The sequence below is a fragment of the Pyxidicoccus sp. M6 genome (genome assembly GCF_055568925.1).
Genome location: NZ_CM145714.1, coordinates 1,550,853 through 1,571,869 on the forward strand (window position 1 = coordinate 1,550,853; position 21,017 = coordinate 1,571,869).

A 21,017-nucleotide genomic window follows, 5' to 3' on the forward strand; every position below is an offset into this window, starting at 1 on the left:
TCACGCGAGCATCCGGCGCAGCCGCCGGGGAATCTCCTCGGAGTGCCAGCGCTGCAGCTCGCGGGCAATCTCCGCGGCCCGCTTCGCGCGCTCATCCCGCACGTGGGGCAGCAGCGCCCGCGCGGCCTTGCGCTCCTTCGGCTCGGCCTCGGCGGCGAGCCGCTCGAACAGCTCCAGCCGCACGTCCGCGTCGTGCAGCTCGCCCAGTCCGTCCTGCAGCGGCACGAGCATCTCCAGCATCGCGTCCAGCGTGCGGCGGAGGGCGGGCTGGAAGATTTCGAGCTCGTAGCGCAGCTTCTTGAGCTCCTTGCGCAGCGCGTGCGCGGACGCCGCATCCGGAGCGTCCACGTACGTCTCCATCCTCTTTCGTACGCCGCGCACGCGCTCACGCAGGTGTCCCCGCACACGGCGGCCGCCGAAGCGGTGCTCGTCGTCCAGGGCATCCAGCTTCTTCTGCAGCCGCGGCATCGTCCGCTCCTTCCAGCGCTCCACTTCCGCGTGCAGCCGCTTCTCCCGCGCGTCCAGCCTCTCCAGCCGCGCGTCGCGCAGCGAGACGATGCCCGCGCGCGTGCCGGGCTTCTCCTTCCGCAGCTTGCCCGCCATGCCCTCCAGCCACGCCGCCTGCACGTGCAAATCCCTCACGTCGCCCAGCGCGTCCTGGAGGCGCTTCACGTCGCGCTCCAGCTTCTTCATGCCTCCGAGCGGGCGGAACACCTGGAGCGCCGCGCGCAGCCGCCGCGTCGCCACGCGCATGTCGTGGACGGACTCGTCGTCGACGCCGTCGTCGAGCCCGGCCTCCGGCTTGCGCACGTCCGCGAGCCGGCCCGCGAGGATGCGCCTCGCCGCGTCTCCCAGCCGGCTGTCGGGGCCGAGCCCCCGGATGGGCGTGGGCTGTGCCACTCAGTCCTCCGTGAGCGCGAACTGCCGCAGCATCCGCTCCGCGCCCTCCGGCCCCTCCCAGCCGAGGATGCGCGCGTCCTTGTCCGCGAAGTGCACGGCCGCGAGGAAGAAGAGTTCCAGCTCGTCCCGCTCGCGCTTGGAGAGATGTTGGTACGTCTGCAGGTGCTCGGCGCGGGTGGAGGAGACGGGGACGGCGAGGATGCGGTCATTGCGCTCGCGCTCGCCGGGCTTGCCGCTCTTCTTCTTCTGGTCCACCTGGAGCACGCCGAGCGCGCGGCAGGGCAGCACCACGCCGGGCCAGGTGGTGTCGTCCCAGTACACCATGGCGTCCAGCGGGTCTCCGTCCGGCCCCTTCGTGGAGGGGATGAAGCCCCAGTCGAAGGGGTAGCGCAGCCCGCGGGTGAGGGGCCGGGAGATGGAGAAGGCCTTCAGCGTCGGCTCGTACTTCAGCTTCACCGTCGAGCCGCGAGGCGACTCGACGACCACGTGGAAGGCGCCATTCTGCCCCCGCAGGGGCAAGCGGATGAGGTCCGTCGCCATATGAATCCAAGGTTGAGCGCGTCACCGCGCGGGGCAAGCACTCGCTCGGAGGAGCGTCACTCCGGCACCCCTCGCTCCCGAGGAGCGCGGCCTACCAGCCAGGGCCCGGAGTCTCCAGCGGCGCCGCCACGTCCGTGAGGCTCCGCGTGGCGCGCGCCGCGGCCAGGCCGCCCAGCGTGTACCAGGCAATGGTGAGCAGCGACGTGGACGTCCGCGCGCGCGAAGGCCCGCGGCCCAGGCCCAGGTAGGGCGGCAGCACCACCGCGCCCACGCCCGCGAGCAGCCCCAGCACCACGCCGCGCAGGTACGGTCGCTTTGGCTGGCCCAGTGCCACCAGCGAGTAGAAGAGGCCATTGGTCAGCACGTCGCCCGCGAGGCTCTGCCGGTGCAGGCGGAGTCCGTGCGCGGGCCTGCCGCCGAACCAGCGCACGCCCTTCTTCAGGGCGCGCTTGCCGAGCACATCCATGCGAGGCGGGTGGGCCAGCACACGACGGGCGCCTTCGTGGATGAGCGTCAACGACGTGGCGCCCACGAAGCCCGGGCCCAGGGCACCGAGCAGCAGGCGGGGACGCGGAGGGACAGACGGTTCCATCATGCGCTTCAAGCTACGCACCGGATTCCGTTGCCTTATGCAGTCACCGCCTGCCCGCCCGCTGGGCATCCAGACGCGGCTACCGCTTCAGGTCCGGCACCTTCATGCCGCGCTGCACGGCGGGACGGCTGCCCACGCGATGCAGGTACTGCGGGACGTTGCGCAGTCCCTGGAAGAGCTCGGGGCTGTATTCGCGGGTGCCCGCCAGCCACGGGTAGAGGGCACAGTCCGCGATGGAGAACTTGCCCGCGACATAGTCACCCTGGCCGAGCTGTCCATCCAGCACGTTGAGCAGGCGACGCGACTCATTGCGATAGCGTTCAATCGCGTGCGGCACGTACGCCTTGCTGAAGCGGGTGAAGTAGCCGAGCTGTCCGAACATGGGCCCCACGCCGCCCATCTGGAACATCAGCCACTGCGTGACTTCCGCCTTCGCGCGCGGGTGCGAGGGCAGCAGCTTGCCCGTTTTCTCCGCGAGGTAGAGCAGGATGGCGCCCGACTCGAAGACGGTCAGCGGCCGGTGGTCCACCGACGCATGGTCGACGATGGCCGGAATCTTGTTGTTGGGGTTGACGGCCAGGAACTCGGGCTTGAACTGGTCGCCCTTGGTGATGTCCACCACCTTGACGTTGTACTGCAGCCCCATCTCCTCCAGGGCAATCGACACCTTGCGCCCGTTGGGCGTCGCGAACGTGTACAGGTCAATCATGCCTTCGCTCCCGTGAGCTGCTCGCTCACCTGCCACAGCCGCTCCGCGAGGGCGTCATCCCGAGCCGCGGACGAAGCCTTCTTGGGACGGCACTTGTAGAAGTACTCCCCGGACACCGACTCCACTTCGGGCGAGGACGCCAGGTAGATGGACGTCCGTGCCCCCTTCTCCGCCGAAAGCATGAACGGTGCGCCCAGCTTCATCAGGTGGCGGAAGAACCCCTTCGTGTTGAGGCCGAAGCCCGTGCGCACCACGCCCGGGTGCAGGGCATTGGCCGTCACCCCCGTCCCCTGCAGCCGCTTCGCCAGCGCGCGGATGAAGAGGATGTTGGCCAGCTTGGAGTTGCCGTACACGCGGATGCCGTCGTAGCGGCGCTCGCTCTGGAGGTCCTCGAAGTCGAGCTTCGCGAGGCGGTGGCCCTCGGACGAGACGCTGATGACGCGCGACGGAGCGCTGGCCTTGAGCATGTCCAGCAGGAGGTGCGTGAGGAGGAAGGGCGCGAAGTGGTTGGTGGCCATCGTGGCCTCCAGCCCATCCACCGTCACCTCGCGCCGGTCGATGATGAGCCCCGCGTTGTTGAGCAGCACGTCCAGTCGCGGGTAGCGCGCCCTGAAGGTGGCGGCCAGCTCGCGCACGGACTGGAGCGAGGCGAGGTCCGCTTTCAGCCACTCCACCTTCGCCTCGGGAGCGGCGGCGCGCACGGCGCTGACGGCCGCCTCGGTGCGCGTCGCGTCGCGTCCCACCAGCACCACCGTGGCGCCCATGCGGGCGAGTGCCTTGGCCGCCTCCAGGCCGATGCCGCCGGAGGCTCCAGTGATGAGGCAGACCTTGCCGTCCATCCGAGTCTGTGCAGTCAAAAGGCGTCCTCCGTCGCGAGAGGACGCCTTCTATACGCCGGAGCGGGCCCGAGCGCTCGCCCAACGACGCGCGTTGCGGTGCCTTCTGGTCAACACCTGTTCAGGCGTTGGGAGGCCGCGCGCCCGGCTCGTCCCGGTTGCCGGTGTCCGCGCCGCGCCGCGCGCCCGCGCGCACGTCGCCGTGCAGGTGGCTCTCCAGGAACCACAAGTCCAGCTCCACCTCGCCCAGCGTCTGCGTGAGCAGGTCCGAGGTGACGGGGTCATTCAGCTCGTCGGAGCGGTGGATGCCATTGCGGATGCTGGCCCCGTAGCGCGCGAAGCGCTCCACCAGCACGCGCAGGTGCGCGTCGCCGTCCACGGCCGTCAAGTCATACTCGGGCAGCTCGCTGTTCTTCGCGGCGAGGCGGATGGTGCCCTCGGCGTAGCCACCCAGCGTGCCGGCGCGCTCGGCGAACTCGTCGGCCTGTTTGCGCGCGTGCTTGGCCAGCTCGTCGAACAGTTCGTGGCGGCTGTAGAAGTGCTTGCCGCGGATGTTCCAGTGCGCCTGCTTGATTTGCCAATGCAGGTCGATGGCATCGGCGAGCAGCGTGTTGAGGGAATCGATGAGCTCTTCACGCGCGTCGGCGGGGAGATTCACGTGACTGGGAAAGTTCATGTTCCGGCCTCCTCCAGAGGGCTCCACAAGGGTGGGGACGGCCCGGGTGACCGCCAATCCACGCCGCGACGGCCGGAGGGCAGGCGGCCGGGTTAGACGGCGCGGCTGCGCAGGGGGCTGGGAGTGGACAGCCGTGCGGCCAGCTCCGTGGCCGCGCGCTCGCCGGACTCCACCGCGCCGTCGATGTAGCCGCAGCCCTCGATGGCCGTCTCCGTCCCGGCCCAGTGGACGCGGCCGAAGGGGGCGCGCAGGGCCTCGCCAATCGCGGTGAGGGTGCCGGGGCGGGGGAGGCCGACGTAGCAGCCCTGGCTGTACGTCTCGGCGGGCCAGTCCAGGTCCGCGACGGCGGTGGGCTTCAGGGCCTGGGGGCCGAAGAAGCGCGCGAAGGACTCCAGCGCGGCGCGGCGCCGCTGCTCGGGAGGGCGGCCCGTCCAGGCGCGCGCTGTGTCTCCGAGGAAGAAGCCCACCAGCGCGGCGTGGTGGCCGTCTGCGTTGCAGTCATCGAAGCACAGGCGCACCGGGCCGGTGTCGCTCACGGCCTCGCCGGAGAAGCCGGCGTCGCGCCAGAAGGGGCGCTCGTAGGTGGCCACCACCTTGATGACGCTGCCCATGGGGATGTCCGCGTGCGCGCGGCGGCGCTCGGCGGGGAGGGTGGCGCCGAAGTCGATGCGCTCGGCCAGCGCGGGCGGCACGGCGACCACCGCGAAGCGGGCGCGCCACGTGCGGCCGTTGTCCGTGATGACGGTGACGCCGTCCTCGTCCTGGAGCACGGCGCGCACGGGCGTGGAGAGGTGGATGCTTCCACCCAGCTCCGCGGCCATGCTGAGGCTGAGCGTCTGCGCGCCGCCCTGGAAGCGCTCGGCCTGGGCGCCGCCCTCGATGGTGGTGAGGGGCATGAGGCCGTTGTTGGAGTGGACGTAGAAGAGGAAGTGGAGGAAGGACAATTCGGAGGGCTCGGCGGCGAAGACGGCGCGGGTGGCGATGTCCAGCGCGGCGCGAGCACCCCACGTGGGTACGTGGCGCTGCTTCCACTCCTCCAGCGTGAGCGAGTCCCACTCTGCGGCGCGGGGCGCGGCGGCCGGGCGCTCGCGGGGGACGCGCTTCGCGAGGCCATCCAGCTTCCAGATGATGCGCTGGAGGTCGAGCAGCGACAGCAGCGGAAGCGATGGCGCCTGGCCACGGTAGGTGCGCAGCTCGCCACGCACGTCGAGCACCTTGGTGCCGTGGTGGTGCTGCGCGAAGCGCTTGAGGCCCAGCTCGTCCGCGAGCCGCAGCACGTGGCGCTGTTGGGGGCCCACCCATTGACCGCCGAGGTCCACGGGCTCGCCGCCGAGCGACTGAGTGAGCGTGCGTCCGCCGACGCGGTTCCGGGCTTCGAGCACCGCCACGGAGAAGCCGGTGCGTAGGAGGGCCCGAGCCGCGGTGAGTCCCGCCACGCCCGCGCCCACGATGACGACATCCGCGCTGCTCGCGTCCATGTGTCCTCCGGCGCGCGACTCTATGCCTGGCCCGAGCCGTCGTGGACAGGGAGATGTGCGAATGCAACGGCGTTTCAGGAGCCGGGTGGGTTGGTGGCACGCGCACCCAGGGTTCGCGCGATGGGGGCACCCGCGCCCTGCGCCGGAAGCGGTGTTCGATACCACTCACGGGTCACGCGTTGCCCGTGCTGGCGCTACGATGGCGCATCTTCGTTGGTGGATGGTGAGGAGCCATGCTCGCGCTCGACCTCGTGGAACGGCTGCGCCAGTTGTCGCCCGCGGCGGCGAATGCCCTGATGACGGTGGCGGTGAAGAACATCATCCCGCTGTCGGCGGTGATGGGCTTCAAGGTGGAGGAGGTCTCGGACGCGAGGACGCGCACGTCGGTGCCGCTCAAGCGCCGCACGCGCAACCACGTGGGCGGCGTGTACCTGGGCGTGCAGGTGACGGTGATGGAGTTGACGATGGGCCTGTGGCTCTTCCGCCGCTTCCCGCCGGGCCGCTACAACGCGCTGGTGGACAAGATGGAGGTGACCTTCCACGCCAAGGCGAAGGGCGGCGTGCGCGGCATCTGCGAGCCGCCCGCCGAAGTCTTCACCGCGCTGGACAATGGCCTCCGCCAGAAGAACGACAAGGCCCGCGAGTGGGTGCCCGTGCGGCTCGAGGACTTCGAGGGCAAGCACATCGCCGACGCGCGCTTCCTCGCGGTGCTCAAACGGTACTGAGGTTCATTGCAGCCGGTGCGCCGAGCCACCCTCGAAGCGGACCTGGATACCCTGCCGCTCCCGGCCATCCACCCGCACGATGGGGTGGAACCGGCGCGGACCCGGGTGCTTGAAACATGGCATCCGAGCGCCTGCTTCGGGGCTGACGAAACGAATCGTAATCGTTTGAAGCCACACGCTTCGGCGGTGCCACTGTCGACGCATCGGGCAGGCAGGATGGCGCCGTGACCTGACATCCGGACTCCAGGGCGCTTCACGCAAGCGCTCCCGCGAGGCAAGCTGTCCGATGTGTCACGTCGCTCCCGGCTGAGTCTCGCCCTACTGCTCTCGGTGCTCCTGCACGCAGCGCTCTTCTTCGCGCTGTGGCGGGTCCCGTCCGCCCGGCTTCCGGTACGGACATCGAGCGAGGTCGTGGAGCTGGAAATCCTGCACGCCTCTCCGGCGCCGGTGTCACCGGCTGCCCCTGGTGCGGCCGTGCAGCCGCCCGACCGGGCGAAGGCCCCTCAGCGCCAGGTCGAGCGCCCCACGTCCTCGAAGCCGGAGACCCCGGCACCGCGGGTGGCGGCCGCGCCTCCGGAGTCTGGCACTTCCCAACAGGACACGCCCCCGAAGGCAGGAGCTGGCGCGAATGAACCGGCGGCCCGGGCGGAGCATGTGGAGTCGGACACGCCTCTCGCCTCGTCCGAGTCCCCGTCGAAGCGGCCCAACCTCGTGCCAGGGAATCTGCTGGGCGAAGGGCTGACGGGAGCGCCGCCCTCGACGGGGCGGACGTTGCGCAACACGGGAGAGGAGCCCGACCCGGCGGTCATCGCGCGGCAGCAGGCGGAGGAGGCCCGGCAGAAGGTGGATGGCTGGGCGAAGGACTCGCTGGCCGCGGCGCGCGCGGAGAGCGGTGCGCCCTCGCCGTACTTCGCGAAGCTGCAGAAGGACTTCACGCGGAACCTGGTCAACCCGCCGCCGCCAGACCTGAAGGTGCTCGCGTCGCGGATGAAGCGCGAGCAGGTGGAGGCCATCGAGCGCTTCGGCAAGACGGGCACTCCCTACGCGCCGAAGCAGCGAGACCATCGCCTGGAGCAGCGCAATCGCTTCCAGGCGGCCGTGGAGGCGGGCCGCGCCGCGAACATGTTCATGGTGGACGTCACCGAGCCCATCCTCGCGCTCGCCGCGGTCGTCGAGGTCCACCAGGCCCGGGATGGCAAGGTCCTGGACCTGCAAGTGATTGAAGGCTCCGGTGACCCGAAGTTCGACGCGTGGGCGGTATCCCAGCTGCGCGAGGCCCTCGCCAGCGCGGATGCTCCCGGCGACGGTGGCGTGGGCATCCACGACGAAGGGATGCGGAGCCGGTGGCGCCTGAAGGAGTTCCTCGGCAATCCGAGGGTGCAGATCCACCTGATTGGCGTCTACTGAACGTGGGCTGTTCCCCACGGGGAGGCGCTTCGATGGAGCGAGGGATGGCTCTCGCCGGAGCCGTGACAGGCTCCACGCCTGGCCGCTCGTAGGTTCGTAGGAAGGCCGCTGTCGAGCCGTTCATCCACGTGCTGCACGTCGAGGGCAGCCGGAACGGAGCGCCATGAGCGGTCGCATCGGTGGCTGACCTCCCATGTTCCTGCTTTTCGCACCGGGCAGCCGGAACGGAGTGCGCCGTGCGTGGACCGCGTCGCGAGCGGTCTGCCTGGATGCGGGTGGAGTGGGACGGCTTTCAGCCACCAGACCGACGGCGGCCAGGCTGGAAGGAACCTTCGTTCCACACGACCGTCATCCCGCCACCCTCAGGGCTTCCGTCGCTCCATGTTCGTCAGGCAAGCCCCACCGTGATGGATGCCCACACGAGGACCGGGCTGGCTGCAGAGGTCACGCCGTTCCCGAGCACGCATTGGCGGACACCACATCCTGGAACTCGGGATGGCCGATGCTTGGTTCGTGTCTCCCAAACTGTGCGGCAGGAGCGGAACACGCTTTGCGAGGACCGAGTCGCGAACGGTTCTTCCGGGGCTACTCCCCTGGTCTCGCGCCCATGTCAGACCCACCCGGTAGACAAGCGGGTGTGGAAGGACTGTTCCTTCCAGCGGGCCGTCGCCCGGAGAGGGTGGGGAGGGGAAGGGGCCATGTGGATTCTGGAGCACATGCATGCCAACGCGATGGGCGAGGCGGCGGGAGTGATGGCGTTGCGGGGGTACGACAACGTGCATGCGTCGGAGCTGGCGCTGGCGATGCGCATGTCGGTGGGCAGTCTGTATCGTCGTTACGGCAGCAAGCGGGGCTTCGCGCTCGCGGTGCGAGACTTCGCCGAGAACACCCTGTGCCACCGGGCACGTGTTGCCTTCGAATGTGCGCATGGCAGGCCGGAGATGGGCTTTCGCCAGGCCTTCTTCGACTTCTGGAGCGAGCTGGCCGCCGAGGCACTGAGAGAGCCGGGACTCTTTGCCTTCACGTTCCTGCACTGGCACCCGCTCGACCCCGGGCCGCATGCGCGCCACACCTATCAGCCCCACATGCCGCGCTCGCTTGGGCCCGTTCCGTCAGATGCGATGGATGCGTATGCGCCAGCCACGACCGGGATGAGTACAAGGGCTCCGCATGAGGCAGGTGCTTGGGAGGAGTCCGGTGCCCGTGCCGCGGAGCCGGAGGCTCCGAGCTCCTCGTGGTCGCGGAAGACAGACGCTGGTCCAGGCGCAGAGGAGGCGGATGTTTCGGGCTCCTCGTGGTCGTGGAGGGCAGACGCTGGACCGGACGCAATGGAGCCGGATGCTCCAGATGCCTCGCTGGAGACTCTGAGCCCGTATGAGTCGATCCGCTTGGAGGCTCGTGGTCCGCGTGCGCTGGGGCCACAGTCGCATGGTCGGGCGGCGCGTGCGCTGGTGCGCGAGGTGTTGAAATACGGCGAGCGAGAGGGCGCGCTGGTTCCGGGGAGCGCCCGCGTCGGAGAAGGCCTCGTCTGGGGGGCGCTGGTGGAGTTGGTGCGCGCGCCGGCCGAGGAGGGCACGCTGGTGACGGAAGCTGAGGTTCTCGCCGCAGGCAACGTTCTGTGGCGTGCGCTGGCGTCCGCCGAAGACCCGGGGCCTCAACGCACGGCCTCGCCTTCTTCGGATGTTTCCGAGCCTCCATCCGAGATGTCACGCAGTCTCGCGGAGGCTTCCTCGTCCGTGTCGCAAGTGACGTCAGTGGTCAGCCCAATGCCTTCCGAGACGCGGGGGCTTCTCGCCGAGGCATGCTCGTCCGTGTCGCTGGATGCGTCGGAGGCCAGATCAACGCCCTCCGACATGCTTGACCGTCGCGTCGATGCCTCCGCTGACGTGCTGCTGGAGGTATCGGTAGACAACTCGGCTCCCGCCGATACGAAGGGAGGGCTCGCGGAGGCTTCCTCTTTGGTTCCGCAGAAGGCGTTGGTCGCCAACCAAGACTCCTCCGAAATGCCTGGTCTGTGCGTCGAGGCTTCCACTTCCGCGCCACAGGAGGCATTGGTCGCCAGCCGAGATTCCTCTGGGCTGCATGGCCATCTCGCTGGGGCTGGGTCCTCCTTTGCCAGCCCGCTGACGTGGCCCGCTTTCGCGGAGGAATCCGCTCGGGCGACATCGTGGCTCGGTGTATCTCCTGCTTCCAGGCTCAGGTGTCGCCGCGCTTCATGTACACGGGCGTGCCGCGCGCGGCTGTGCCCTCGGTGGCGTGGCCTTCCTTCACCCAGTACTCGATGCCGCCAATCATCTCCTTCACCCGGAAGCCCAGCGCGGCGAAGCGGGCGGCCGCCTTGGTGGAACCGTTGCAGCCCGGACCCCAGCAGTAGGTGACGATGACGTCATCCTTGCTCAGGTGTGCCGTCGTCTCCGCGGAGATGGTGCGCGAGGGGAGGTTGAGCGCGCCGGGCACGTGGCGCTCGGCGTAGGCCTCCTTCGAGCGCACGTCCACCACGACGAAGCCCTTCTTGCCGCGCTCCAGGTCCAACTGGACGTCGGCCGGGTCCGTCTCCACGGACAGCTTCGCGAGGAAGTGGCGCCGAGCCTCTTCAGGCGTGGCGGCCGGGGTTTCGAGGACGAAGGAGAACGGGCTGGGAGCAACAGTCATGGTGGACCTCCAGTGACTTCGACGCGCGGAAATGTGCCCTCCGAATGGTCCGGCGGAAAGCTCCATTCCGCGTCACGGGAATGGACCATTATAGTGAGGCCATGCCGAAGCGGGCCGCCGGGGTGCCACTGCCCTTCATGCAGCCGGACACGCAAGGAGGAGCGCCCCTCCACCGTCAGCTCTACGAACGGCTGCGGGAGGCGATTCTCTCCGGTGAGCTCGCGCCTCGCAGCCGGCTGCCCTCCACGCGCACGCTGTCTCGCGAACTGGGCGTCTCACGCGGCACCGTCGAAGGTGCCTTCGCGCAACTGGACGCGGAGGGCTTCCTCGAGCGGCGCGTGGGCTCCGGCAGCGTGGTGGCCCTGCCCGAACATGCGCGGCTGCCTCGGAGTGCCACCACGACGCCGGGCCGCGGGAAGGGTTCACCGGCCCGGCCGGGCCTGTCACGCCGGGGCCAGTTGCTGTCGCGCGACGTGCTCCCGCCGGAGCCTCGGGACGTGCGGCCCTTCACGCCGTGCCTGCCCGCGTTGGACCTGTTCCCCACGCGCCTGTGGGGACGCGCGGTGGCGAAGCAGGCCCGGCTGCTCGGCCCCGCGTTGATGACGGCGGGTGAGCCCGCGGGCTTTCGTCCCCTGCGAGAGGCGATTGCCGCGCATCTCGGCACGGCGCGCGGTGTTCGCTGCGGTTGGCAGCAGGTGCTCGTGCTCTCCAGCACGCAGCAGGCGTTGGACCTGTCCGCGCGGCTGCTCCTGGACGAGGGAGACGCGGTGTGGCTGGAGGAGCCCGGCTACCTCGGGGCTCGCGCCGCGTTCGAGTCCGCGGGGGCTCGCGTGCAGCCGGTGCCGGTGGATGCGGAAGGGCTGCGTGTCGAGGTGGGGACACGTCGCGCGCCCGGGGCCCGGCTGGCCTACGTCACGCCTTCCCATCAGTACCCGCTCGGCGTGACGCTGAGCCTTCCCCGGCGGCTCGCGCTGCTGGAGTGGGCCCGGTCCGCGAGCGCGTGGGTGCTGGAGGACGACTACGACAGCGAGTTCCGCTACGCCACGCGCCCGCTGGCGGCGATTCAGGGCCTGGACGTGGCGGGGCGCGTCCTCTACGCGGGCACGTTCAACAAGGTGATGTTCCCCTCGCTGCGGCTCGCGTTCCTCGTCGTGCCGGACTCGCTGATGGATGCCTTCACCGCCGCGCGGGCCGCCACGGATGGCCACGCGCCGCTGCTCTCCCAGGCGGCGATGGCGCACTTCATGGAGGCCGGGCACTACGCCGCGCACCTGAGGCAGATGCGGCTGGCATACGCCGAGCGAAGGGACGCGTTGCTGGACGCCCTGCGACGCGAGGTGGACGGGTGGCTGCGCCCCGGAGCCGCGGAGGCGGGCATGCACGTGACGGCCTTCCTCACCGATGGCGCGCGGGATGAGGACGTCGTGCGTCGCGCGGACGCGAAGCGGCTCGGGGCACGGAGGCTGTCCCCGCTGTACCTGGGCCGGGACGCGGAGCAGGGGCTGGTGTTGGGGTTCTCCGGCGCGAGCCCCGCGGGGCTGCGCTCGGCCGTGCGGGCGCTCACGCGGCTGCGGAGCGGCTGAGTCTTCAGCGCGCCTCGTCCTCCAGCAGGAACTCCGTGATGGCCTTCCACGTGGCCTCGAACTGGGGCCGGCGGAAGCCGGAGCCGGAGATGAGCCAATCCACGTGCGGAGGCTGGTGCGCCGGCTGGTCGAAGTGACCAATCGCATCCAGGTGGTCCGCGCGCACCGCGGCCAGCACGCGGCCGTACACCTGCGAGCGCGTGGGGACGATGCCGTCACACGCCGTGGGCCCGGGCAGCGCGCCGTACGCCTGCACCAGCGCCGCCGTCTGCGCCGGGGTGTGCGGAGGCAGCGCCGTCAGCGGCATCCGCTGCGTCTGCCCGTACACCAGCGCGTAGATGGTGTGCGTGAGCTGCGCGTACGGGTCCAGCCCCGCCGCCATGCGCGTGCGGAACGACGGAGGCCGCGACTGCGTCACCACCGAGCCGTACCGCACTCCCGGCCGGTCGATGGTGCTCGCGTTGAACAAATCAATCCCCTCCGGCGTGAGCTGCGGAATCAGCGAGGTGTCATTGCCCACGTCGCTGAGGAACTTCGCCACCGCGTCGCGCCGCTCGGAGGAGAAGTCCCCGAGGAGCTGGTCATAGAGCTGGTCCAGCAGCGTGGGCTTCCACCCGAGGTTGTCGTCCGCCCGCGCCAGCACGTGCCCGAAGCGGAACGCCACCCGCAGCGGCAGCCGCCCGTAGCGCAGCACGTACACGGTGAAGAGCGACAGGAGCTTCAGAATCTTCTGGCCGAACAGGCCCATGAAGAACGTGGCCAGCGGCGTGCCCGCGTGCGGCGTGGACACCGTCACCACCGAGCGCACGCGCTGCGCGAAGGGCTCCAAATCCAACCCCTCCGCGAGCTGCGCCCCGGGGCTCACGAACAGCCGCGAGTCCAGCCCGCCCGTCGAGTGGCCCACGAGGTGGATGGGCCCGTCGTCGCCGGCCGCCGTCTCCTGCACCGCCTTCAGCAGGTCCGCCGTGCGCGTGCGGATGGAGGCCGTGGGGTGCGAGAGGACAATCGTCACCTCGACGTCCACGTTCCGGCGGGCCAGCTCCGCCTTGAGGTAGTCGTACGCGTGGCCGAAGTAGATGAGCTCGCCCAGGTTGATGAAGCCGAAGAAGCCGGGGACGAGGTAGACGTGGTGCTTCGCGGGCATTGCCCCCACCATACCTGACGCGACGCGTGATTCCGCGCCGGGAATGCGCCTTCCGCGCGGCGGTTGACGCGCGCCTGTCCTCCCGACGAGAACGGGCGCACCTACTCCCAGTCATTCCAGAAGGACGACCGCACGTGGACCGCAGACTGCTCGCACTCGGCCTGCTGCTGTCCCTCCCCGCCTCGGCGGACGAGGGCATGTGGACCTATGACGCATTTCCCTCGGAGGCCGTGAAGAAGGCGTACGGCTTCTCGCCCACGCAGCAGTGGTTGGACAAGGTCCGCCTCGGCTCGGTGCGGCTCGCCGGCGGCTGCTCCGCGAGCTTCGTGTCTCCCGACGGCCTCGTGATGACGAACCACCACTGCGTCCGCGAGTGCGTGGAGGACCTGTCCTCGCCGAAGGAGGACCTGCTGGCCAGGGGCTTCCTCGCGAAGACGCCCGCCGAGGAGCGCCGCTGCCCCAAAATCGAGGCCAACCAGCTGGTGAAGATGACGGACGTCACCGAGCGGATGAACACGGCGACGAAGGGCCTCACCGGCGCCGCCTTCAACACCGCGCTCAAGAAGGAGATGTCCGCCGCGGAGTCCGAGTGCGCCACGTCCGCGGACGTGCGCTGCGACGTGGTGACGCTGTTCAACGGCGGGAAGTACCACCTGTACCAGTACCGCCGCTTCCAGGACGTGCGGCTCGTCTTCGCCCCCGAGTTCTCCATGGCCGCCTTCGGTGGAGACCCGGACAACTTCAACTTCCCGCGCTTCGGCTTCGACGCGGCCTTCCTGCGCGTGTGGCAGGGCGACGCGCCGGCGAAGAGCCCGGACTACCTGCCGTGGGCGAAGGAGGGCGCGAAGGAGGGGGACCTCGTCTTCGTCTCCGGCCACCCCGGCGGCACCGAGCGCAAGGCCACCGTGGCCGAGCTGGAGTTCCAGCGCGACGTCAACCTGCCGTACACGCTGCTCCAGCTCGCGGAGCTGCGCGGCATGCTGCGCGAGTTCGCCAGCACCTCGCCCGAGCGCTACCGCACCACACGCTCGAAGCTGCGCGCGGTGGAGAACGGGCTCAAGGCGCTGCGCGGCCGGCACCAGGCGCTGGCGGACCCGACGCTGCTCGCGCGCAAGCGCCAGGACGAGGCCGAGCTGCGCAAGAAGGTGGACGCCAACGCGCAGGTGAAGGCGGCCACCGTGGGGGCGTGGGAGGAGACGGCGCAGGTGCTCGACGCGTACCGCCGCATGCTGCCCGAGTACAGGATGAAGGAGGGCGGGGACGCATACCCCGGCGAGCTCTTCAGCCTCGCCCGCGGCCTGGTGCGCGCCGCCGAGGAGCAGCCCAAGCCCAACGCGGAGCGGCTGCGCGAGTACACCGAGGCCCAGCTCCCCTCTCTGCGCCAGCAGTTGCTGCGCGGCGCGCCCATTCCCCTCGAGCTGGAAGAGGCGACGCTGGCCTTCGGCCTCAACCGCGTGCGCGAGACGCTGGGCGCGGATGACCCCTTCGTGCAGCTCGTGCTCGGCCGCGAGGCCCCCGCGGACCTCGCCCGTGCGCTGGTGCGGGGCACGAAGCTGGGCGACGTGAAGGTGCGCCAGGCGCTGCTGGAGGGCGGCAAGGCGGCGGTGGACGCGTCGAAGGACCCGATGATTCTCTTCGCGCGCAAGGTGGACGCCGAGGCGCGCACCGTGCGCAAGCGCTACGAGGACACGGTGGAGGCGGTGCTCAAGCGCAACGGCGAGCGCATCGCCAAGGCGCACCTCGCGGTGTACGGCACCTCCGGCTACCCGGATGCGACCTTCACGCTGCGCCTCAATTACGGCCAGGTGAAGGGCTGGGACGAGAATGGCCGCGCGGTGGCGCCGCTCACCACCTTCGGCGGGGCGTACGCGCGCAGCACGGGGAAGGACCCGTTCAAGCTGCCGGACTCGTGGGTGAAGGCGCAGGCGAAGGTGCCCGCCGGCACGCCGCTGGACATGGCCACCACCAACGACATCATCGGCGGCAACTCCGGCTCACCCATGGTGAACCGCGATGGACGCGTGGTGGGGCTCATCTTCGACGGCAACCTGCACTCGCTCGGCGGCCGGTACGCGTACGTGCCGGAGACGAACCGCGCCGTCGCCGTGCACGGGGATGGCATCCTCGCCGCCCTGGAGCACGTCTACGGCGCCACCCGCGTGGTGAAGGAATTGCGCGCCGCGAGTGAGGCCTCCGCCTCGCCCGCGAAGTAGGCTTCGGCCCGAGGACTCGGGAGGTCGGCTGGTTGCAGCGACCTCCTGGCTTCTCGGAAATTGGGAGAAATCCGCGCTCGGGAGGGGCGGACAACTCGCCAAGGGGTGTTGGGGGGTACAGGATAGAATTGGCTTTCGGGCCTGAGCGCCCACCCTTCATGCCTCCCTCCGTGACTCGCGACATCCCCCTCGGCACCGTCCTGAGGGAAACGTACGAAATCGTCGGCGTGCTGGGCCGCGGCGGCATGGGCACCGTCTTCCTGGCCAATCACTTGCGGCTTCCCGGCCGGCAGGTGGCCATCAAGGTGCTGCGCAGCGACGGAGGACTGGGGAAGGAAGTCTACGTGCGCTTCCGCCGCGAGGCGGAAATCGCCTCGCGCCTGGGCCACCCGAACATCGTCGAGGTGCTCGACTTCGACAACCTGGAGGATGGCTCTCCCTTCCTGGTCATGGAGTGCCTGCGCGGGCAGCCGCTGTCCCGCCGGGTGCGGCGGGGGACGCTCACGCTGGAGGAGGTGTTCTCCATCTCCCGGCAGATGGGCTCGGCGCTCCAGGCGGCGCACCGCGCGGGCATCGTCCACCGGGACTTGAAGCCGGGGAACGTGTTCCTCGTGCCCACCGAGATGGGCGGCGTCGTCGTGGAGCACGTGAAGCTGCTCGACTTCGGCATCTCCAAAATCATCGACTCGCAGAGCATCAACACCCAGGGCGGGATTCTGCTGGGCACGCCGCAGTACATGGCGCCCGAGCAGGCCCAGGGGAAGAACCAGGAGGTGGACCCGAGGACGGACATCTTCTCCTTCGGGTGCATGGTGTACGAGATGCTGGCCCGCCGGCTGCCGTTCAAGGACGGGCCGCTGCCGGAGCTCATCTACCGCATCGTCTACGACAAGCCGCAGCCGCTGGAGGCGCTGGCTCCCGGTGTGCCTCCGCACGTGGTGGACGCCATCTACCGGGCGATGGAGAAGAAGCCCGAGAACCGCTTCCCCGACGTGGGGGCGTTCATCGCGGAGCTGACGGGAAGCCCGCTCCAGACGCTGCCGCCCAGCGCGGTGCCGGTGCCGGCGCTGTCGGTGCGCCCCTCGCAGCTCGAGACGGTGGGCCGGCAGCCGGAGCCTCCGGTGGGAGAGCCGCTTCCGTCGAAGGCCGCGACGGTGTCGGAGCGGCGTCAGCTCCAGCCGCTCGCGTCGGGAACACCGGGGGCCTCGGCGAAGCGGCCCGTCGTCCATGTGCCGCTGCATGAAGTGTCCACGATGACGGTGGATGCGCCGCTGCTGGAGGGCATGCCTCCCGGGCCCGAGGAGCAGGGCACGCCGCCCGGGGGCTCCACGCACGTGGTGCGCCCGGATGTTGGCGTGGCCCAGGGGCCCGCGCCGTTCATCGAGACGAAGCGCTCCAGGAAGCGGTGGTGGGTGGTCGCGGCGGTGCTCGTCCTCGTCGGTGCGGTGGTGGTGGCGGTGGGGATGCGTCCGGGCGTCATGGGAGCGAAGCCCACCGAGCAGGGGAACGCGCCGCAGGGGGGCATGCCCTCCGAGGTGGCACCACCGAGGTCTGGCGCTGCTGCCGCGCCGAACGGTGCCGCGCAGCCCGTCCCGTCGCAGCCCGCGCAGGGCGGAGTGCCATCCGCGCCGAACGGCAATGCGCCGCCCGCGGCGGTTCCATCGCAGCCCACGCAGGGGGCAGTGCCGCCCGCGGCGAACAACCCCTCCGGCACCGCCCAGGCGGAGTCGCGACAGACCGGGCCGGTATCTTCACCGCCCATGGATGCACGTACTCCCGAGAACAGCGCGGACACCTCGAATCCGTCCGCCAGGCCCAAGACCTCCGGCACCGCGAAGGGCTCCACCGCCAACGCCCGCGCTCCCGTCGACGAGGCGGCGCTGGCGGACCTCGTGGCGGCGGAGAAGGCCCTGTCGCGCGGAGACGCGGACGAGGCGTTGCACCTGGTCCGCCGCAGTCAGCGCGTCCAGGTCACCGGCACGTCCTTCTCGCTCCTCGTCCGCGCGCACTGCCTCCAGAAAGACTTGTCGAACGCTCTCACCGTCTGGCCGCGCGTCCCCGCATGGGAACGCACCCGGGTGCGTCAGTACTGCAAGCAGCACGACATCGCGCTCTGAGCGCGGGGTCCGCTCGCCGGGCTCGCGCGGAGCTTCCCCATCATCGAGGTGAGTCGCTTGAAGAGCCTTCTGGCCATGAGTGTCGTCTTTGTCTGTGCCCTGGGCTGTGCCCGGGGCGCCCGCCCCACCGGTCCGGGCACCGGCCCCGTCGGAAAGGGCACCGTGTACTCCGGCCCCGGCGGTGAGGTGGTGAGCGTCGTCCCGCTGCTGCCCCCGGAGGAGCACAAGTACCTCGTCCACTTCCAGGTCCCTGGCGATGACCAGGACGGAAAGGTGCTCCTCCACACCGCCACCGAGGATGGGACGGAGCTCTGGGCGCGCTGGCGCGGCCGGGACATGCGCTTCTTCCAGGAGCGCAAGAGCTTCGGGAGGAAGACCGGCGACTTCATGGTGCTGGCGCTCCTGAAGGACGACCTCATCCACGTGAAGCCCGACGCGGCACGCACCGCCGCGCTGAAGTCCGAGGACGTCCAAGAGCTGTACCTGCGACAGCTCGCGGACGGCACGCTCGCCCGGGGCGAGGCCTTCGACACGGCCTTCTGGTCCAGGGACCACGACCTCCGGCTCGCGGAGGCGGCGAAGGCGCTCAACACGTCGTGCGGCTCGCAGGTGACGGCGGCCATCACCTGGGACGCCATGCCCCAGAAGCTCCTCGAGGATGGCGAGGCCATTGGCGGCTACTGCGCCGGGCCGCTGGAGGCGCTGAAGCTCCTGTGCGACGAGTCGGAGGAGGCGCGGCGCACCGTGCAGGCGAAAATCAAGCGCGTGGACTGCCGTGCCGGTGAGCGCTTCGGCGGACGCCTCGACGCGGACACGGTGGTGTGGAGCATCGCCCCCGGCGCGGACCACATCAGCCCCGAGCAGACGGCGCAGTTCTTCATGGACTCCCTCTAGGAAGGCGCTCGCATGTCACCCTCACGATTCGTCGTCCTGGCGGTCCTCCTGTCCTCCAGCGCGTCCCTCGCATTCGAACCGCCCTGGGGCGCCGCGAAGAACCTGGGTCAGCGCATGACGCTGGAGCGCACCTCGCTGTGCACCGACGGGAAGGGCCACTACGTCGTGGCCACGCCCATTCCGGGCAAGTCCCACGTCCAGCTCTTCTACGGAGACGGGAAGCGCTTCACGGAGATTCCGCTCGCGCCCAACCACATCTGGATTCCGTCGGGCGCGTTCCTCGACCCGCGCTTCGAGAACCCCGAGGCCAACAGCAACGTGAATGGCAGCGGCATCGACCTGCGGCCGTACTCGCGGGTGAAGGTGGATACGAAGGAGAACACCTGCGCCGTCACCTGCGGCCGGCGCACCACGCCCTTCAGCCGGGTGGAGCCCGCGAAGGCCCGCGAGCTGCTGCTCCAGGCCGCCTACGAAGCGAGCCCGCAGAAGTACGCGCCGCACGCGCTGCTGCGCGACTCGAAGGGTACTTATTACCTCGTGGAGAAGAGCACGCCCTGGTCCGGGGCGAAGGGCTACCGCGTCTCCATCGGCCAGCGCGGCCGGCTGAAGCCGCAGCAGATGCTCAACGTCGTCGAGGACTCGAAGGGCGAAATCTTCTCCACCCGGGGTGGCGACTTGCAGCTCGTGCTGGACCGCGAGCAGCCCTCGTTCTGGGTGGCGAAGAAGCGCCGCAACGAGCTGCGCGCGGTGCCCGTGGAGCAGAACCTCCTGCTCATCTACAACGAGCTCGGCGTCTACACCGGCGCGCGCCTGGGCACGCCCTGCGACGACCTGTAGCCAACCCCCGCTCTGTCCGGGCCGGGACTCCACCCGACCTCCCGAGTCCTCCCGTGGACACCCTGCGTCAAAAATGTTGCGGGGTGTTGATGCATTGCGTTGGTGATGACCTATCCTGATGGCACCAAACAGGATGGTTTACGCAATGTCCACCACCTCGCAGTCCAGCGCGGAGCCGGTGCCGGGGGCCAACCTCCCGTGGCGCCTCCGTGCCCCGGGGCTCGCGGGGGTGGTGGGGTTGCGCCCGTCGTACGGCCGCGCTGCATGTGGCGAAGGGTCGTCCGGGGCCCGGTCCCAGCCGGGACGGGGGGCTCGGCTGGGACCGGGGACCCCGTCGTGGAGCAACTGAAGTAACGTCATCCACCGTCTGTGCCGGGGGGAGGGGAGCGAACGATGGTGATGGAGGCACCGGAACCCAGGAAGCTGTCGGCCATCCTGTTCACTGGCATCGAAGGCCAAGGGCGGGAGTCGTGGCGCGATGACGCGCTCCAACAGCTATTGCGTGACGAGCATGCGTCACTGGTACGCGAGCTCCTGCCGCGCCACGGCGGGCGCGAGGTGAAGCGATTGGAGGACGGCTTCCTGCTCGAGTTCGAGGGCGGGCCGGCCGCGGTGGATTTCGGGCTGGAGCTGCAGCGGGCGCTGGAGGCGCGCAACGGCGGCGTGGGCGCGGAGCGGCGCATGGTGCTGCGTGTGGGCGTGCACCTGGGCATGGTGGTGCACCGCGACGGCGACGTCTTCGGCGAGGGCGTCAACCTGGCCGCGCGAATCGAGGCGCTGGCCCGGCCCGGCACGCTCTACGTCAGCGAGACGGTGGCGCGGCAGGTGGAGGGCCGGCTGACCACGCCGCCGGTGCGGCTGGGGCGCGGGGAGATGAAGAACATCCGCCTGCCGGTGGCCGTCTACCGCATCGACCCGCCGGAGCGTCGCAACCGCGTGACGTTGTTCAGCCGGATGCGTTCGCTGCTGGGCCGCCGGGGGCCGGCGAACTGAAGTCCGCGCGTGCGGGGGCGCAACGGCGCTAGGGTGCCGCGCATGCCCCAGTCCTCGTCCCCGCTCACGCTCGTCGTCGGTACGAAGAACTATTCGTCCTGGTCCCTCCGTCCCTACCTGGCGCTGGCCCACACCGGGCAGCCGTTCCAGGAGGTGGTGATTCAGCTCGGAGAGCCGGACACCACGGAGAAAATCCTCCAGCACTCGCCCAGCGCGCGGGTGCCGCTGCTCAAGCACGGCGAGCTGTCCATCTGGGACTCGCTGGCCATCTGCGAGTACCTCGCCGAGACGTTCCCCGAGGCGCGCCTGTGGCCGGAGGACAAGGCGGCCCGCGCGGTGGCGCGCTCGGTGACGGCGGAGATGCACTCGAGCTTCACGGCGCTGCGCAACCACATGAGCATGAACATCCGCGCGCGCAAGCCGGGTCAGGGCCGCGAGCCCGGCGTGGCGGAGGACATCGCCCGCATCCAGGCCATCTGGAAGGACTGCCGCTCCCGCTTCGGCCAGGGCGGCCCCTTCCTCTTCGGACGGTTCTCCATCGCGGACGCCTTCTACGCGCCCGTCGTCACCCGCTTCGTCACGTACGGCGTGGAATTGGACGCGGTGGGCGCCGCGTACCGCGACGCGGTGCTCGCCCTGCCGGCCCTCCAGAAGTGGACCGAGGCGGGGAAGCTCGAGAAGCCCATCGCGAAGTACGAGTGATGCTCCGGCGGGAGGCCGC

At 70.1% G+C, this 21,017-nt stretch carries 18 protein-coding genes and 1 pseudogene; 10 read left to right on the top strand and 9 right to left on the bottom strand.

Annotated features, from left to right (window positions below; translation table 11 throughout):
• The 7 genes from ACVTJA_RS06575 to ACVTJA_RS06605 all read right to left on the bottom strand — a co-directional run bounded on the left by ACVTJA_RS06575 (window position 1) and on the right by ACVTJA_RS06605 (window position 5,731).
• A complete protein-coding gene (locus tag ACVTJA_RS06575; protein ID WP_465834747.1) occupies window positions 1-900 on the bottom strand; it encodes a CHAD domain-containing protein in 900 nt (299 codons plus the stop codon).
• Window positions 901-1,440 carry an inorganic diphosphatase gene (locus ACVTJA_RS06580; protein WP_465834749.1) on the bottom strand — a complete coding sequence of 180 codons (540 nt, stop codon included), beginning with the start codon at window positions 1,438-1,440 and terminating at the stop codon, window positions 901-903.
• A 91-nt stretch (window positions 1,441-1,531) separates the two neighbouring features.
• Window positions 1,532-2,035: a hypothetical protein gene (locus tag ACVTJA_RS06585; RefSeq protein WP_465834751.1), complete on the bottom strand. Its 504-nt coding sequence runs from the start codon at window positions 2,033-2,035 to the stop codon at window positions 1,532-1,534.
• A gap of 76 nt (window positions 2,036-2,111) precedes the next feature.
• Window positions 2,112-2,741 (bottom strand): glutathione S-transferase family protein, encoded by a 630-nt coding sequence (locus ACVTJA_RS06590; RefSeq protein WP_465834753.1) that lies wholly within the window; start codon window positions 2,739-2,741, stop codon window positions 2,112-2,114.
• On the bottom strand, window positions 2,738-3,580 hold the full coding sequence (locus ACVTJA_RS06595; protein ID WP_465840327.1) for an SDR family oxidoreductase: 843 nt from the start codon (window positions 3,578-3,580) through the stop codon (window positions 2,738-2,740). The genes ACVTJA_RS06590 and ACVTJA_RS06595 overlap by 4 nt, the downstream gene beginning before the upstream one ends.
• Window positions 3,581-3,698: 118 nt before the next feature.
• Entirely contained in the window at window positions 3,699-4,253 is a 555-nt protein-coding gene (gene dps / locus ACVTJA_RS06600; protein WP_465834754.1) for a DNA starvation/stationary phase protection protein Dps, read from the bottom strand.
• Window positions 4,254-4,345: 92 nt separating this feature from the next.
• Window positions 4,346-5,731, bottom strand: a complete 1,386-nt coding sequence (locus ACVTJA_RS06605) for a flavin monoamine oxidase family protein (protein ID WP_465834756.1) — start codon at window positions 5,729-5,731, stop codon at window positions 4,346-4,348.
• Window positions 5,732-5,964: 233 nt separating this feature from the next.
• On the opposite strand from ACVTJA_RS06605, the gene ACVTJA_RS06610 reads away from it, so the two are divergent.
• The 3 genes and pseudogenes from ACVTJA_RS06610 to ACVTJA_RS06620 form a co-directional block, all read left to right on the top strand.
• Window positions 5,965-6,456 (top strand): DUF4442 domain-containing protein, encoded by a 492-nt coding sequence (locus tag ACVTJA_RS06610; RefSeq protein ID WP_465834757.1) that lies wholly within the window; start codon window positions 5,965-5,967, stop codon window positions 6,454-6,456.
• Window positions 6,457-6,867: 411 nt separating this feature from the next.
• Window positions 6,868-7,863 (top strand): ferrichrome ABC transporter substrate-binding protein, encoded by a 996-nt coding sequence (locus ACVTJA_RS06615; RefSeq protein WP_465834758.1) that lies wholly within the window; start codon window positions 6,868-6,870, stop codon window positions 7,861-7,863.
• Window positions 7,864-8,615: 752 nt separating this feature from the next.
• Window positions 8,616-8,672 (top strand): annotated as a pseudogene (locus ACVTJA_RS06620) (hypothetical protein); the annotation flags it as partial.
• A 1,387-nt stretch (window positions 8,673-10,059) separates the two neighbouring features.
• Here the strand turns inward: ACVTJA_RS06620 and ACVTJA_RS06625 are convergent.
• On the bottom strand, window positions 10,060-10,515 hold the full coding sequence (locus ACVTJA_RS06625; RefSeq protein ID WP_465834759.1) for a rhodanese-like domain-containing protein: 456 nt from the start codon (window positions 10,513-10,515) through the stop codon (window positions 10,060-10,062).
• A gap of 101 nt (window positions 10,516-10,616) precedes the next feature.
• Between ACVTJA_RS06625 and pdxR the strand changes: the two genes are divergently transcribed.
• Window positions 10,617-12,098, top strand: a complete 1,482-nt coding sequence (gene pdxR, locus ACVTJA_RS06630) for a MocR-like pyridoxine biosynthesis transcription factor PdxR (protein WP_465834761.1) — start codon at window positions 10,617-10,619, stop codon at window positions 12,096-12,098.
• A gap of 4 nt (window positions 12,099-12,102) precedes the next feature.
• Here pdxR and ACVTJA_RS06635 read toward each other — a convergent pair whose 3' ends face one another.
• Complete coding sequence (locus ACVTJA_RS06635) at window positions 12,103-13,242, bottom strand: esterase/lipase family protein (RefSeq protein WP_465834763.1); 1,140 nt, start codon at window positions 13,240-13,242, stop codon at window positions 12,103-12,105.
• A gap of 134 nt (window positions 13,243-13,376) precedes the next feature.
• Here ACVTJA_RS06635 and ACVTJA_RS06640 point away from each other — a divergent pair, with 134 nt between their 5' ends.
• The 6 genes from ACVTJA_RS06640 (at window position 13,377) to ACVTJA_RS06665 (ending at window position 20,998) form a co-directional block, all read left to right on the top strand.
• Entirely contained in the window at window positions 13,377-15,455 is a 2,079-nt protein-coding gene (locus ACVTJA_RS06640; protein WP_465834765.1) for a S46 family peptidase, read from the top strand.
• 158 nt (window positions 15,456-15,613) lie between these two features.
• Entirely contained in the window at window positions 15,614-17,572 is a 1,959-nt protein-coding gene (locus ACVTJA_RS06645) for a serine/threonine-protein kinase (protein ID WP_465834767.1), read from the top strand.
• Window positions 17,573-17,647: 75 nt separating this feature from the next.
• Window positions 17,648-18,466, top strand: a complete 819-nt coding sequence (locus ACVTJA_RS06650) for a hypothetical protein (protein ID WP_465834769.1) — start codon at window positions 17,648-17,650, stop codon at window positions 18,464-18,466.
• 12 nt (window positions 18,467-18,478) lie between these two features.
• Window positions 18,479-19,303, top strand: a complete 825-nt coding sequence (locus tag ACVTJA_RS06655; RefSeq protein ID WP_465834771.1) for a hypothetical protein — start codon at window positions 18,479-18,481, stop codon at window positions 19,301-19,303.
• Between the two features lie 393 nt (window positions 19,304-19,696).
• Window positions 19,697-20,296 carry an adenylate/guanylate cyclase domain-containing protein gene (locus ACVTJA_RS06660; protein WP_465834773.1) on the top strand — a complete coding sequence of 200 codons (600 nt, stop codon included), beginning with the start codon at window positions 19,697-19,699 and terminating at the stop codon, window positions 20,294-20,296.
• A 42-nt stretch (window positions 20,297-20,338) separates the two neighbouring features.
• Window positions 20,339-20,998: a glutathione S-transferase family protein gene (locus tag ACVTJA_RS06665; RefSeq protein ID WP_465834775.1), complete on the top strand. Its 660-nt coding sequence runs from the start codon at window positions 20,339-20,341 to the stop codon at window positions 20,996-20,998.
• The last annotated feature ends 19 nt before the right edge of the window (window positions 20,999-21,017 follow it).

Bases quoted from the DNA above. Each gene is read 5' to 3' on its own strand.
- ACVTJA_RS06585 (WP_465834751.1), bottom strand. From the start codon at position 2,035: ATGATGGAACCGTCTGTCCCTCCGCGTCCCCGCCTGCTGCTCGGTGCC.
- ACVTJA_RS06625 (WP_465834759.1), bottom strand. From the start codon at position 10,515: ATGACTGTTGCTCCCAGCCCGTTCTCCTTCGTCCTCGAAACCCCGGCC.
- ACVTJA_RS06665 (WP_465834775.1), top strand. From the start codon at position 20,339: ATGCCCCAGTCCTCGTCCCCGCTCACGCTCGTCGTCGGTACGAAGAAC.
- ACVTJA_RS06580 (WP_465834749.1), bottom strand. From the start codon at position 1,440: ATGGCGACGGACCTCATCCGCTTGCCCCTGCGGGGGCAGAATGGCGCC.
- ACVTJA_RS06655 (WP_465834771.1), top strand. From the start codon at position 18,479: ATGTCACCCTCACGATTCGTCGTCCTGGCGGTCCTCCTGTCCTCCAGC.
- ACVTJA_RS06590 (WP_465834753.1), bottom strand. From the start codon at position 2,741: ATGATTGACCTGTACACGTTCGCGACGCCCAACGGGCGCAAGGTGTCG.
- ACVTJA_RS06650 (WP_465834769.1), top strand. From the start codon at position 17,648: ATGAGTGTCGTCTTTGTCTGTGCCCTGGGCTGTGCCCGGGGCGCCCGC.
- ACVTJA_RS06610 (WP_465834757.1), top strand. From the start codon at position 5,965: ATGCTCGCGCTCGACCTCGTGGAACGGCTGCGCCAGTTGTCGCCCGCG.
- ACVTJA_RS06595 (WP_465840327.1), bottom strand. From the start codon at position 3,580: ATGGACGGCAAGGTCTGCCTCATCACTGGAGCCTCCGGCGGCATCGGC.
- dps (WP_465834754.1), bottom strand. From the start codon at position 4,253: ATGAACTTTCCCAGTCACGTGAATCTCCCCGCCGACGCGCGTGAAGAG.
- ACVTJA_RS06605 (WP_465834756.1), bottom strand. From the start codon at position 5,731: ATGGACGCGAGCAGCGCGGATGTCGTCATCGTGGGCGCGGGCGTGGCG.
- ACVTJA_RS06660 (WP_465834773.1), top strand. From the start codon at position 19,697: ATGGTGATGGAGGCACCGGAACCCAGGAAGCTGTCGGCCATCCTGTTC.
- pdxR (WP_465834761.1), top strand. From the start codon at position 10,617: ATGCCGAAGCGGGCCGCCGGGGTGCCACTGCCCTTCATGCAGCCGGAC.
- ACVTJA_RS06635 (WP_465834763.1), bottom strand. From the start codon at position 13,242: ATGCCCGCGAAGCACCACGTCTACCTCGTCCCCGGCTTCTTCGGCTTC.
- ACVTJA_RS06645 (WP_465834767.1), top strand. From the start codon at position 15,614: ATGCCTCCCTCCGTGACTCGCGACATCCCCCTCGGCACCGTCCTGAGG.